The 12591-nt window shown below is 66.2% G+C and carries 8 protein-coding genes; 4 read left to right on the top strand and 4 right to left on the bottom strand.

The genetic code is table 11. The annotated features are described in order from the left end of the window. Positions 1-328 precede the first annotated feature (328 nt). Both ACFPPA_RS12490 and ACFPPA_RS12485 read left to right on the top strand, forming a co-directional pair. Positions 329-1054, top strand: a complete 726-nt coding sequence (locus ACFPPA_RS12490) for a C40 family peptidase (protein WP_377320325.1) — start codon at positions 329-331, stop codon at positions 1052-1054. Positions 1055-1260: 206 nt separating this feature from the next. Next, positions 1261-1911: a rhomboid family intramembrane serine protease gene (locus ACFPPA_RS12485; RefSeq protein WP_377320323.1), complete on the top strand. Its 651-nt coding sequence runs from the start codon at positions 1261-1263 to the stop codon at positions 1909-1911. A 4-nt stretch (positions 1912-1915) separates the two neighbouring features. Here ACFPPA_RS12485 and rapA read toward each other — a convergent pair whose 3' ends face one another. The 3 genes from rapA to ACFPPA_RS12470 all read right to left on the bottom strand — a co-directional run bounded on the left by rapA (position 1916) and on the right by ACFPPA_RS12470 (position 7981). Further along, entirely contained in the window at positions 1916-4771 is a 2856-nt protein-coding gene (rapA, locus tag ACFPPA_RS12480; RefSeq protein WP_377320321.1) for an RNA polymerase-associated protein RapA, read from the bottom strand. Between the two features lie 132 nt (positions 4772-4903). Then, positions 4904-5578, bottom strand: coding sequence for a Fe2+-dependent dioxygenase (locus tag ACFPPA_RS12475; protein ID WP_377320319.1), 675 nt, complete (start codon positions 5576-5578; stop codon positions 4904-4906). Between the two features lie 60 nt (positions 5579-5638). After that, positions 5639-7981 (bottom strand): catecholate siderophore receptor Fiu, encoded by a 2343-nt coding sequence (locus tag ACFPPA_RS12470; protein ID WP_377320318.1) that lies wholly within the window; start codon positions 7979-7981, stop codon positions 5639-5641. 544 nt (positions 7982-8525) lie between these two features. Here ACFPPA_RS12470 and ACFPPA_RS12465 point away from each other — a divergent pair. Further along, a complete protein-coding gene (locus ACFPPA_RS12465; RefSeq protein ID WP_377320316.1) occupies positions 8526-8840 on the top strand; it encodes a hypothetical protein in 315 nt (104 codons plus the stop codon). Further along, positions 8837-10216: an FAD-containing oxidoreductase gene (locus ACFPPA_RS12460; RefSeq protein WP_377320315.1), complete on the top strand. Its 1380-nt coding sequence runs from the start codon at positions 8837-8839 to the stop codon at positions 10214-10216. Before ACFPPA_RS12465 ends, ACFPPA_RS12460 begins: the two co-directional genes overlap by 4 nt. A gap of 108 nt (positions 10217-10324) precedes the next feature. Here the strand turns inward: ACFPPA_RS12460 and ACFPPA_RS12455 are convergent, their stop codons facing one another. Then, positions 10325-12457, bottom strand: coding sequence for a M13 family metallopeptidase (locus ACFPPA_RS12455; protein ID WP_377320313.1), 2133 nt, complete (start codon positions 12455-12457; stop codon positions 10325-10327). Positions 12458-12591 lie beyond the last annotated feature (134 nt).

Genomic DNA, 12591 nt, shown 5'->3' with positions numbered 1-12591 from the left:
GCTGTCATCTCGCTCCCTGAGGGGGCGGCCAAGGCGCTCCGGCTCTCTCCTTGGGCACCAGTCAAGTCATTCAAGATCAGCAACTTGGGGTTGCTTGCACGGGCGCCCTGACCGCCTGGCGTCGCCATCGGTGCGGTCAACTGAACTCGATGGCAAGAACTTGCTCCAAGCATCAAATGTGCGAGCGATCATGGTTTTTCGAAACGACAGGGTTTAGTTAACCTCAATCCAACATGCGGGCGGCGCCTTCTTGCTAATTTTGCTGCGCTATCACGTCGTCAGCTTCTGCGGGCGGCCAATCCTGTGAACACAACGGATTTTACCCCGCATGCCCATCAAGCGATTGACCGCTATTGCCGCGCTCTTCTCAGTGCTGCTCCTGTCGGGTCCGCTCCACGCCGCAAACAACCCGCCCGATAGCGCAACCCCCGTCGATTCTCCGGTCATCGCCAACGTCGCTTCGCAACTGCTGCAGCAGCTGCCGGTGTTCAATCCGGCACCCATGCTGGGCCAGTCGATCATCCCGGGCAATGTCGATGCCCTGCTGGCAGACAGCACGTCCGGCAACCGCAGCACCGCGGTCGACTCCACGGCAGCCGTGCAGACGGGCGGTGGCCAGGCGGATGCCGCGGGTACCCGGAACATCACCGATCTGCGCAAGGCGCTGCTGGCGGCGGCCATGAGCCTGCGCGACATCCGTTACGTGCGCGGCGGACATGATCCGTCCACCGGTTTCGACTGCAGTGGTTTCGTCCGCTACGTGTTCTCGCATGCGATCGGCATGCAGCTGCCGAGCAACTCCGCCGCGCAGTTCCTGGCCGGACTCAAGGTCAAGCGCGCCGACATGAAGCCCGGTGACCTGGTGTTTTTCCATACCCACGGCAGGCGGCGCATTTCGCATGTCGGCATCTACATCTCGAATGGCCGCTTCATCCATTCGCCCACCACCGGCAAGTCGGTGGAGATTTCCAGCCTGGATTCGGGCTACTGGGCCAAGCGTTTCGCCGGTGCCAAGCGCCCGGAGGCGATGGCGCTGGTCGTCAACAAGGGCTGAGTCGCCAGTCGCTAAGTCCCTGAAAAGGCCGCCCGCAGGCGGCTTTTTCATTTGCTTTTCCCGCTTTCACCCGCCATGTCTGCCGATGCTGGATGAACGATTCTCCGCGGGCAGGGTCACGTAAGGCGTTGCCTGCCTGCTGCCGTTGCATGGCGATATCCAGCCATCACCGTTACGCTTGTCACTGATCTCCCGGAAATCGCCCGATGCCTTTTGATTTGCCGCCCGTCACGCGCAACCTGCTGATCGCCAACGTCGTCATATTCCTGCTGCAACAGGTCATGGGTGATGCCCTGCTGCAATATTTCGCACTGTGGCCGTGGGGACCGGACCAGATTTTCCAGACGACGCAAGGCCTGGTGTCGATCGGCTTCCGCCCCTGGCAGCTGGTCACCTATGCCTTCATGCATGGCGGCGTGACCCACATCCTCTTCAACATGTTTGCGCTGTACATGTTCGGCGGCACGATCGAGCGCACGTTCGGCGCGCGCAATTTCACCATCTATTATTTTGTCTGCGCGATCGTGGCGGCGGTGGCCCAGTTGATCGTGGTGCACTGGTTCACCCACGGCTTCTATCCCACCCTGGGTGCGTCGGGTGCGATCTTCGGCCTGTTGCTGGCATTCGGCATGCTGTATCCGCACGAGAAGGTGATGCTGATCTTCCTGCCGGTGCCGATGCCGGCGTGGCTGTTCGTGATCGGTTACGCCACGGTGGAGCTGGTGATGGGCGTGACCGGGACCCAGGCCGGTGTCGCCCATTTCGCCCACCTGGGCGGCATGCTGGGCGGCATCGTGCTGATCGAGTACTGGCGCGGACGGCTTCCGATCAAGCCGAAGCGGCGGCTGATGCGCTGAGCGATCAGCGCAGCGCCAGGAAGTCCGCGCTGACCACGAAGCGTACCGCATCCAGCCGCAGGCGCGATTGCGGCAGGGCCGCCAGCAGGGCGGTGCGTTCGTCGGTCACCGCGGTGATTTCGGTGTCGCTGATCGACGGGTTGACCGCGCGCAGCGCCAGCAGGCGCGACAGTTCGGCGTCCAGCGTCTCGGTGGCCACGTCCAGTGCGGCCTCGATGCTGGCCTGACCGCGCGCGGTGGCCAGCACCTCGGCCCGGGTCAGCATCGGCGGGACCAGCTTGCCGAGGAATTTGCGGTAACGCGCCACTTCGATGTTGCGGTCGGCGGCCTTGCGCAAGGCGATCTCGCTGGGCACGAAGTCGGCCCGTTCGGCCAGCCGCGTATCGACCGTGACCACGATCGGCAGGGTCGGCAGGAAGCGCTCGGCATCGAGCCGGCGATCGGCCACGCACTCCAGCACGTACACGGCCTGCAGCAGTGCGGTGCGCGGCGGCAGCACGTCGTCGACCATGAACGCCGCATTGCCCTGTTCACCGGACAGGGCCAGGTCCATCGCGCCGGCGATCAGCGGGTGATCGAGCCGCAGCAGCGGCAGGTCTTCACGTGCCAGCGCCACGTCGCGCGCGAACGTCACCGACTGCGGGCCTTCGGCAAAGCCGGGCAGGGCGTCGGTGGACAGGTATTGCGGATCGAGCAGCAGCACCTGGGCACCGAGTTCCTCGGCATGGATGCCGAAGGCCTCCAGCAGGCGCTGCATGAAGGCATCGCGGCCCGGATCGTTGTCCTCGCGGGCAAACGCCTGCTGCAGTTCGTCGGCGTGCAGGTCGCGACTGGCCGCCAGTTCCAGCAGATGGTCGCGACCACCGCGGATCAGTTCGGCCAACTGCTCGTGACTGGCGTGGGTTTCGGCGAGCAGCACGTCCAGTTCCTGGTCGCGGTTGTCGACGCCGCGGGCATGTTCCTCGGCCAGCCGGGTCAGCGGCTCGCCGTAGCGACGCAGCAGCTCGCGACCGTCGGCGGGGCTCGAGCGAAACGCGTTGACGCCCTCGTCGTACCAACGTGCCAGCACGTGCTGGGCGCTGTCGGCCACGGCCAGGATATGGATGTTGATGTCGTGCTTCTGGCCGATGCGGTCGAGTCGCCCAATGCGCTGTTCCAGCAGATCCGGATCCAGCGGCAGGTCCCACAGGATCAACCGGTGGGCGAACTGGAAGTTGCGCCCTTCCGAGCCGATTTCCGAACACAGCAGCAGGCGGGCGCCATCGGGCTGGGCAAAGTAGGCGGCGTTGCGGTCGCGCTGCACGATGCCGAGGCCTTCGTGGAAACGCGCCACGCCGACGCCGCTGCGTGTGCGCAGCACTTCCTCCAGCGCCAGCACCTTGGCCTGGCTGCGGCAGATCAGCAGGAACTTGTCCTGCGGGTACCGATCGAGCAGGGCGATCAGGGTGTCGACGCGGGGGTCGACGCTGTAGTCGACCTCGATCAGCGCCGGTGGCTGCTGGATGTCGGCATGGAATTCGGCCAGCAGCGCCTGGCGCGTGCTTTCCTCCAGCGTGTCGGCATCGAGCAGATGCCACTCGGGCAGGCGTGTGGGGAAGCCGCCGACGCCGGCGCGATTGTTGCGGAACATCGCGCGGCCGGTGCCGTGACGGTCGATCAGTGCCGCCAGCAGTTCGCGCGCGTGGGTCGGCTTGCTCGAGTCGGCCAGCTGCGCGGTCAACGTCGGGTCGCCGTGGAAGGCGTCGGCGAGGGTGGCGCGCTGCAGGTCATCCAGCGCCTCGCCGTCGAGCAGCTTGTCGGCGATCTGCGACAGGGTCTGGTAGGTATCCGCTTCGGCGAGATAGCCATCGAGGTCGTGATAGCGCTGCGGATCGAGCAGGCGCAGGCGGGCGAAGTGACCGCTGCGGCCCAGTTGTTCCGGCGTGGCGGTAAGCAGGATCACCCCGGGGATCGCCGCGGCCAGTTGTTCCACCATCGTGTAGCGCGGGCTGGCCGCTTCCGGCGACCACGCCAGGTGATGCGCTTCGTCGACCACCAGCAGGTCCCACGGCGCATCGAGCAGTTGCCTGGCGTACTTCGGCGAGCTCTCGAGAAAGCCGAAATCGGCGATCACCAGTTGCTCGTCCTCGAACGGATTGCCGGCGTCGGCGGACGAATCATCGTCGTCTTGCGTCAGCGCCTCGCAACGCTCCTCGTCATAGATCGCGAAGCTGAGGTTGAAGCGCCGCAACAGTTCGACGAACCACTGGTAGACCAGGGTGTCGGGCAACAGCAGCAGCACCCGTGAGGCGCGACCGGTGGCGAGCTGGCGGGCGATGATCATGCCTGCTTCGATGGTCTTGCCCAGACCGACTTCGTCGGCCAGCAGCACCCGTGGCGGGCGACGGGCGGAGGCGATGCCAGCCACGCGCAGCTGGTGCGGCACCAGCCCGATCCGCGCGGCGCCCAGTCCCCACATCGGCGAACGGCGTGCTTCCGCACGCCGCTTGAGGCCTTCCAGGCGCAGCTCGAAATGCGCCACCGCATCGGTGCGGCCACCGATCAGACGGTCGTCGGCCTGACTCACGCTTTGCTCGTCGTCGAGCTGGCCTTCTTCCAGCTCGCGACCTTCGCCACGGTAGATCAGCAAGTCGTCGCGAATCTCCACCCGCTCGACCAGGAACGCGATGCCCTTGCCGGCCACCCGCTGGCCCGCGCGGAATTCGGCGCGCAGCAGCGGCGCCGAGTCGACAGCGTACGGTCGCAGCACGCCGGCCTTGGCGAACAGCACCTGCACACCGCGTCCTTCGACGCGCAGGATGGTGCCGAGACCGAGCTCGGGTTCGGCGGAGGAGATCCAGCGTTGACCAGGTACGAACATTGCACAGCCGTGTTGTTTCGAGGGCCGACGATTATCCGCCCCACAGCGCCCAGTGGGAACCGCTCGGCGCGGATTCGTGCATTTCGCCACGGTGATCCGGCTGCAGGCAAGGCCTGTGCAGACCGGTCGTACTCAGGTTTCGGCCCATCGGCGCAGCAGATTGTGGTACACGCCGGTCAGCTGCAGCACCGCGTCCGGGTCGGCACCGGTCAGGCGCTGGATCGAGGTGTCCAGTTCGAACAGCAATCGCCGCTGACCGTCGTCGCGGATCAGGCTCTGCACCCAGAAGAACGCGGCCAGTCGTGTGCCGCGACTGACCGCCTGCACCCGATGCAGGCTGCTGGAGGGGTACACGATCAGGTCGCCGGCCGGCAGTTTCACCTCGTGCTCGCCGTAGGTGTCGCTGACGATCAGCTCGCCGCCGTCGTAGGTATCGGGCTCGCTGAGGAACAGCGTGCAGGAGATGTCGCCGCGCAGCTGGCCGGCCTCAGCGGGCAGCGCCATGACGGCGCCGTCGACATGGAAGCCGTAGTGGCCGCCGCCGCGGTAGCGGTTGAAGCGCGGCGGCAGCATGCGCAGCGGCAAGGTCGCGGCGTGATAGAGCGGATGTTTCGCCAGCGCCGAGCTGACGACCTCGCCCAGTTCCCGACGCAGCGGCGATCCATCCGGCAGTTGCTGGTTGCGTTTCACGCGGGCCCCCTGCGCGCCGACCGTTTCGCGACCGTCGGTCCAGTCGGCGGCGTTCAGTGCGTCGCGCATCCTGGTGACCTGTGCAGGACTGAGAACATCCGGAATGTGCAGCAGCATGGCGAATTCCCGTGAAGAGGCCTCTGCCGCTCCCGCCAGAGCGGCGGGAGCGGGCCGTCGTCAGAAGCGGATATTGGCGGTGAGCATGGCCGAGCGCGGTGTGCCCGGCGTGTAACGGTAGCCGCTCTTGTTGATGGCGGCGACGTAGCTCTTGTCGAAAACGTTGTAGAGGTTCAGTTGCAGGCTGAGGTGCCTGCTGACCGGGTAGCTGGCCATCGCGTCGAACACCCAGTACGCATCGGTATGGGCCGGGGTGCCGATGGCGCCGTCGGTGCCTCGCTTCATTTCGCCGGCATGGCGCGCGCCGCCACCGAGGGTGAGGTCGAACGGCAGGCGGTAGGTGGTCCAGGCGGTGAATGCACTTTTCGGCGTGTACGCGAGGTCGCGGGAGCCGTCGCTGGCGACGGCCGAACCGTCGACGACCCTGGCGTCCATCGTGGTGTAGCCCGCGCTCACCGCCCAGCGCTCGGTGAGCTTGCCGACGGCGCCGATCTCGATGCCCTGCACCCGCTTCCTGCCGACCTGGTAATACAGCCCGTCGGTCGGATCCTGCACCAGATCGTTGCTGACGGTGGTGCGGTAGAGCGCGCCGGTCAGCAGCAGCCTTTCGCCCAGCAGGTCCCACTTGGTGCCGACTTCGACGGTGCGTGCCTTCTGCGGGTCGAGGTCGGGCCTGTCGGCGCTGTTGGCCGAGTTGCTGAGCGTCAGCGTGCTGCCGCCCGGCGGCTCCTGCGACATGGCGAAGTTGGCGTAGAGGCTGCCGTTGGCTGCCGGCTTGTACAGTACGCCGAGCTTGTAGCTGGGCAGATTGCCCGAGAGCCGTGCATCGACGCTGGGCAATACCGTGCCCACCGGGTTGCTGCCGCAGGCGGGGCCGCGCCGGCTGCCGCACAGATCGGTGCTGCTGAATTCGGTGCGGTAGTGGTCCAGTCGTGCACCGGCATTGATCTGCCAGTGCGCGCCGAATTTCATCGTGTCGAAGACGTAGGCCGCGGCCGTGTCGGTCGTGCCGTTACCGTAGGCGCCGGTCTCCCCGTAGATCAGGCCATCGGCACGGGTATCGGGATGATAGAGATTGGCCGCCGGCCAGGTGCTGCCATCGAGTGCGGCGAGGCCGAGCGTGGTGGCCTTTTCCTGGGTGAGCTCGATGCCTGCACTGAGGTTGTGGGTGATCGCGCCGCTGCCGAAGTTTGCGGTGAGGTTGGTCTGGTTGGTGATGATGCGATTGTTCTGGTGCTTGAAATTCGGATTGCTGCGCGCCAGCGTCCAGCTGGACGGGTCGGCGGGATCGGGCGTCAGCAGGTTCGCCGCGGTGGCCGTGAACGAGGTCAGCAGGTAATCCTGGCGCGTGCGGCCCCAGCGCAAGGTGTCGTGCAGGGCGACATTCCCGGAGACATCGTGTTCGACGATCGCGGTGAACATGTCGGTGGTGACATGTTCATGATCCTGGCGGGTGCCGTAGAAATTGTCGGGGTCGACCCTCGGTGCCTCGGTGATGAACGGGCGGGTCGGGTCCGGGCTGCTGTAACCGGGCAGGCCGATGGTCGAGACGCCGCCGTCAGGCACGTTGTCCTGCTTCACGTGCAGGAAATCGAGGTAGAGCCGGGTCGGCGTATTCAGGCCGAACGCCAGCGACGGGGCGATCCCCCAGCGGTCGTTCTCGACCTTGTCGCGGCCGGCGACGCCGCTGTCCTGGCCCATCACGTCGAGGCGGAAGGCGGCGTTGCCGCCGATGCTCTGGTTCCAGTCGGCAACGGCGCGCCGGTGCGAACCGCTGCCGTAACCGACCGAGCCGGACAGGCTGTGCCCCCGCTGCGGTTGCTTGCTCACCATGTTGATGGCGCCGGTGGGGGCAGTACGGCCGTACTCGGTGCCGTCGGGGCCCTTGGTCACCTCGATCTGCTCGATGTTGAACACGTCGCGGCTGATCGATCCGGTGTCGCGCACGCCGTCGACGAAGATGCTGCTGGAGGTATCGAAGCCACGCATGCTGATGGCATCGCCGGTCGAGGTGCTGCCGTTTTCGCCGACATAGAACGTGCCCACGCCGGGGCTGTTGCGCAAGGCGTCAGTCAGCGTGGTTGCGCCCTGCTGCTGGATCAGTTCCCTGCCGATCACGCTGATGGTCTGCGTGGTATCCAGCAGCGGCTGGGTGAATTTCGGCGACGACAGCGTGTCGACGCGATAATCGCCGGAGATGCTGGCCTCGACCTTGATGCCCGGCAGGTTGCTGGCGTGGCTCATCTGCGCGTCGGTGGTGCCGGTCGCCGCCGGCATGTCCGCAGCGGCGGCAGGACCGGCCAGTGCCAGGCCGGCCAGCAGGGTGGCGGCGCTCGCCATGCTGCAGCTAGTGGGCGATTTGCGCCCGGTGACGGGATATTTGCGGCTGTTGATGAAGGCCATGGGGATTCCGTTGGTGAAGAGTTGCGGGTCGACAGGGCCTGGCGGGTCTGGCGGATGCAGATGTTTCGCATTGGCTGGATGCAGGATTTCGGGTCAGCGCCGTTCCCGCGCCGTGACCGCTCCGCGGGAGGGTGCGGGCAGGCAGGAGCGACAAGCGGGATTCGTCGGCACCGCAGCGTGTGTTCGCTGGCGAACGGGCTGCGGTCGACATGCACGATATTAAGAATGAGAATGATTTGCAATAACTTTGCGTGCGAGTGAGGTCGTCGTTACCGCGGGAAGCCATGGGTCGGGCCAGGTATCGGACGGGCCGGAGGCCGCCGTCGCGGGGCATGCCTGGCCAGTCGGCCTGTTCCAGGCGGTCCGTCCGCTTTTGTTCAAGACCCGGAAGGCGGCAACATGTCGAATTGCAGCGGGCAGGACACGGTGTCCTGCCCGCGATGCAACATTCCTTCCACAACCGCACGGCGGTCCAGGCGCGGCGGCCCGCTGATGCTGGGGTGAGACGTCGTTCGCAGTCGCCAGCCATCGGAGGAACCGCTCCATGATCTTCGTTCTCGCTGCACTGCTCGTCGGCGTCGTTGCGGGCTTGCGTGCCATGACGGCGCCGGCGGTACCGGGCCGGGCAGCCCAGTGGGGCGCCCTGCATCTGGCCGCCACACCGCTGGCCTTCCTCAGCTGGTACTACTCGCCATGGGTCCTTTTCGCGCTCGCGCTGCGTGAATTGATCACCGACCAGTTGCCCTCGACGCCGAGCCGCAAGGTGCCCGCGCACTTCGGTCGCGATCGCCCGGTGGCCCTGCTGGAGGATACGGAGGCGATCGGTGGCGCGATCCCGATGATGGCGATGCTGCCATGAGCCGCGTCTTCGACGCGATCATCGTGGGTGCCGGCCAGGCCGGACCGTCACTGGCTGGCCGGCTCACGGCCAGCGGCATGACGGTGGCGCTGGTCGAGCGGCATCTGGTCGGCGGCACCTGCGTCAACACCGGCTGCATGCCGACGAAGGCGCTGGTGGCCAGCGCGCAGGTCGCGCACATGGCGCGCCGCGCGGCCGATTATGGCGTCGTGGTGGAAGGTACGGTCGACGTCGACATGCCGCGGGTGATGGCGCGGGCGCGGACGGTGACCACGAACGCGCGTGGCAATCTCGAAAGCTGGCTCGGTGGCATGGAGCGACTCAGCCTGCTGCGCGGCCACGCTCGCTTCGAGGCGCCGGATACGCTGCGCGTCGGCGAGCAGGCGATCAGCGCGCCACGCATCTTCCTCAATGTCGGTGGGCGTGCGCTGGTACCGGAAATGCCCGGCCTCGACACGATCGACTACCTCACCAACACGTCGATCCTGCAACTGGACACGCTGCCCCGTCACCTCGCCGTGGTCGGCGGCAGCTACATCGGACTGGAGTTCGCGCAGATGTTCCGCCGCTTCGGTGCGCAGGTGACCGTGGTGGAGCGGCAGTCACGCCTGATCGCACGCGAGGACGAGGATATATCCGCCGCGATCCGCGCCATCCTCGAGGCCGAGGGCATCGCGATCCGTACCGACGCGAACTGCATCGCCTTCGCGCCGCATGCCGATGGCGTCGCGGTGCGGGTCGAGTGTCGCGAGGGCGCACCCGAGGTGCCGGCCAGCCACGTGCTGCTGGCGATGGGGCGGCGGCCCAATACCGACGACCTCGGCCTGGAGCATGCCTGCGTCGCCACCGACGAACATGGCTACATCGTGGTCGACGACGTGCTGGCCAGCACCGTGCCCGGCATCTGGGCGATGGGCGACTGCAACGGGCGCGGCGCGTTCACCCACACCGCCTACAACGACTACGAGATCATCGCCGCCAACCTGCTCGACGGTGCGCAACGGCGCGTGTCGCAAAGGGTGCCTGGCTATGCGCTGTTCATCGACCCACCGCTGGGGCGTGCCGGGCTCACCGACGCCCAGGCGCGTGCCACGGGCCGCCCGTTGCTGGTATCCACGCGGCCGATGACGCGCGTCGGCCGTGCGGTCGAGCGCGGCGAGACGCAGGGTTTCATGAAGCTGGTGGCCGATGCCCAGACGCGCCGCATCCTGGGCGCGGCGATCCTCGGCATGAGCGGTGACGAGGCGATCCATGGCGTGCTCGACCTGATGCATGCCGATCAACCTTACGAGAGCCTGCAGTGGGCCGTGCCGATCCACCCCACCGTGTCCGAGCTGCTGCCGACCCTGGTCGGCGGGCTGAAGCCGGCCGACTGATCCGGCGCTTTCCGGCGGCTCGATCCGCGTCACGAAAAAGGCCCCGCATTCGCATGCGGGGCCCTGGCTTTCAGTCCGTGACGAATCGCGGCCGACGGCGCCGGCGGCTTACCAGATCTTCACCTGCTTGTCGGCCGGGCGGACCATCGCATCACCCGGCTTGCACTGGAACGCCGTGGCGAACGCAGGCATGTTCGACGGCGCGCCGATCGCGCGCAGCGAGGCCGGTGCGTGCGGGTCGGTATTGAGATACAGCAGCGCCTGCTTCTCGCGCACGCTGCCGCGCCACACCCGGGCCCAGTTCAGGAAGAAGCGCTGGTCCTCGGTGTAGCCCTCGATCTTCTTGCCGGCTTCTTCCGGATGCGCCTTCAGTGCCGTCTGCAGGGCGTCGTAGGCGACATTGAGGCCACCCAGGTCGGCGATGTTCTCGCCCAGGGTCAGCTTGCCGTTGACGTGCGCATCCGGCTTGTCCTTGATCGGCGTGTAGTCGTTGAACTGCGCCACCAGCTTGTCGGTGCGTGCGTCGAACTTGGCGCGGTCATCCTTGCTCCACCAGTTCTTGTTGTTGCCGGCACCGTCGAACTGGCTGCCTTCATCGTCGAAACCGTGGCTGGCCTCGTGGCCGATCACCGCGCCGATGCCGCCGTAGTTGATCGCGTCGTCGGCCTTGGCGTTGAAGAACGGCGGCTGCAGGATCGCGGCCGGGAAGTTGATCGTGTTGTCGGTGGGGTTGTAGTAGGCGTTGACCGTCTGCGGCGTCATGCCCCATTCCTTGCGGTCGGTCGGCTTGCCGATCTTGTCCAGGTCGTAGCGGTAATTGAACTTGCCGGCGGCCATGACGTTCGCATAGAAGTTGTCCGGCGTGACGGTGAGGCCGGACCAGTCACGCCACTTGTCGGGGTAGCCGATCTTGGGCAGGAAGGTGTTCCACTTGTCGATTGCCTTGGCCTTGGTCTCGGCACTCATCCAGTCGAGATTCTCGATGCGCGCCTTCAGCGCATTGCGAACGTTGGTGACCAGTTCCAGTGCACGCGCCTTGGCTTCCGGAGTGAACTCCTGCTTGACGTACAGCTCGCCCAGCGCCATGCCCATGCCGCCGTTGACGGTGCTCAGCACGCGCTTCCACAACGGTTTCTGCTCCGGCTGGCCGGACAGGGTCTTGCCGTAGAAGTCGAACTTGTTGTCCGAAAACGCCTTGGTCAGGTAGGGCGAAGCATCGTCGATGGTGTGGAAGCGCAGGTACGCCTGCCACTGGCTCACCGGCGCCCTGGCCAGCAGCTTGTCGAACTCGGCGAAGAATTTCGGTTGCGACAGCGAGAAGCCCTTGTCGACGGTCACCGCCTGCGCGGCGAAGAACTTCTCCCAGTTGAAGTGCGGGGTGACCTTGTCCGCATCCTTGACGCTGACGAAGTGATACTGGTTCTCCGGCGTGCGCAGCTCGACCGGGGCCAGCGAGGCCTTGGCGAGTTCGGTCTCGAACGCCATCACCTGGTCGGCCTGCTTCTTCGCGTCGGCTTCGGACACGCCGGTCAGCTCGAGGCTCTTGGCGATGTAGCCGAGGTAGGCCTTGCGCTCTTCGGCATGCTTCGGATCGAGGTAGTAGTCCCTGGTCGGCAGGCCCAGGCCGCTCTGGAAGGTGTAGGCGATCTGCATGTCGGCGTGCTGGAAGTCGGCACCGGAGCCGAACTGGAATACCTGCATGTCGCCTTCGGTGAAGCTCCTGGTCAGGTAGTCGGCGACGTCGCGGCCGTTCTTGAGGCCGTTGATCGCGTCCAGCTTGGGCTTGATCGGGTCGAAGCCGGCCTTCTCGCGGGCAGCCTCGTCCATGCCGGACTGGAACATGTAACCGATCTTCTGCTCGATCGAGCCGGCCGGCAGGGTGGTAGCCTGCTTGGCGGCATCCTCGACGATCTTGTGCTGGGTGTTGAGGCTGTCCTCGGCCAGCTGGTCGAACGCGCCCCAGCGACTGCGGTCGGCCGGGATCGGGTTGGCGGCAACCCACTTCGCGTTGACGAAGCCGTTGAAGTCCTGGCAGGCGTTGACAGCGGGATCCAGCTCGCTGACGTCGAAGATGCTCTTGCCCAGGTCGGCCGCCGCGGTGGTGCTGCTGGCGGCCGGTGCGGTGCCGGTACTGGCCGGCGCGCCGGTGTTGGCCGCCTCGTGCTTGCCGCAGGCGCTCAGGGTCAGGGCGGCGCTTACGGCCAGTGCCAGTGCCAACGGCTTCAGATACTGCTTGGTCATGGGTTTCCCTCAAATATGATGATGTCGCCCGTCGGGCGAGTACGGTCGTGCTTGACTGGCTGCGCACCTGAATCTCCCCCTCAGGGCCCAACCACGCCGGATTACGCTAGGTCAAACGTCACGGGTCAAACAGT

This window comes from Rhodanobacter ginsengisoli, assembly GCF_042657065.1.
GTDB lineage: Bacteria > Pseudomonadota > Gammaproteobacteria > Xanthomonadales > Rhodanobacteraceae > Rhodanobacter > Rhodanobacter ginsengisoli.
This window is presented reverse-complemented; position numbering and strand designations above follow the sequence as displayed.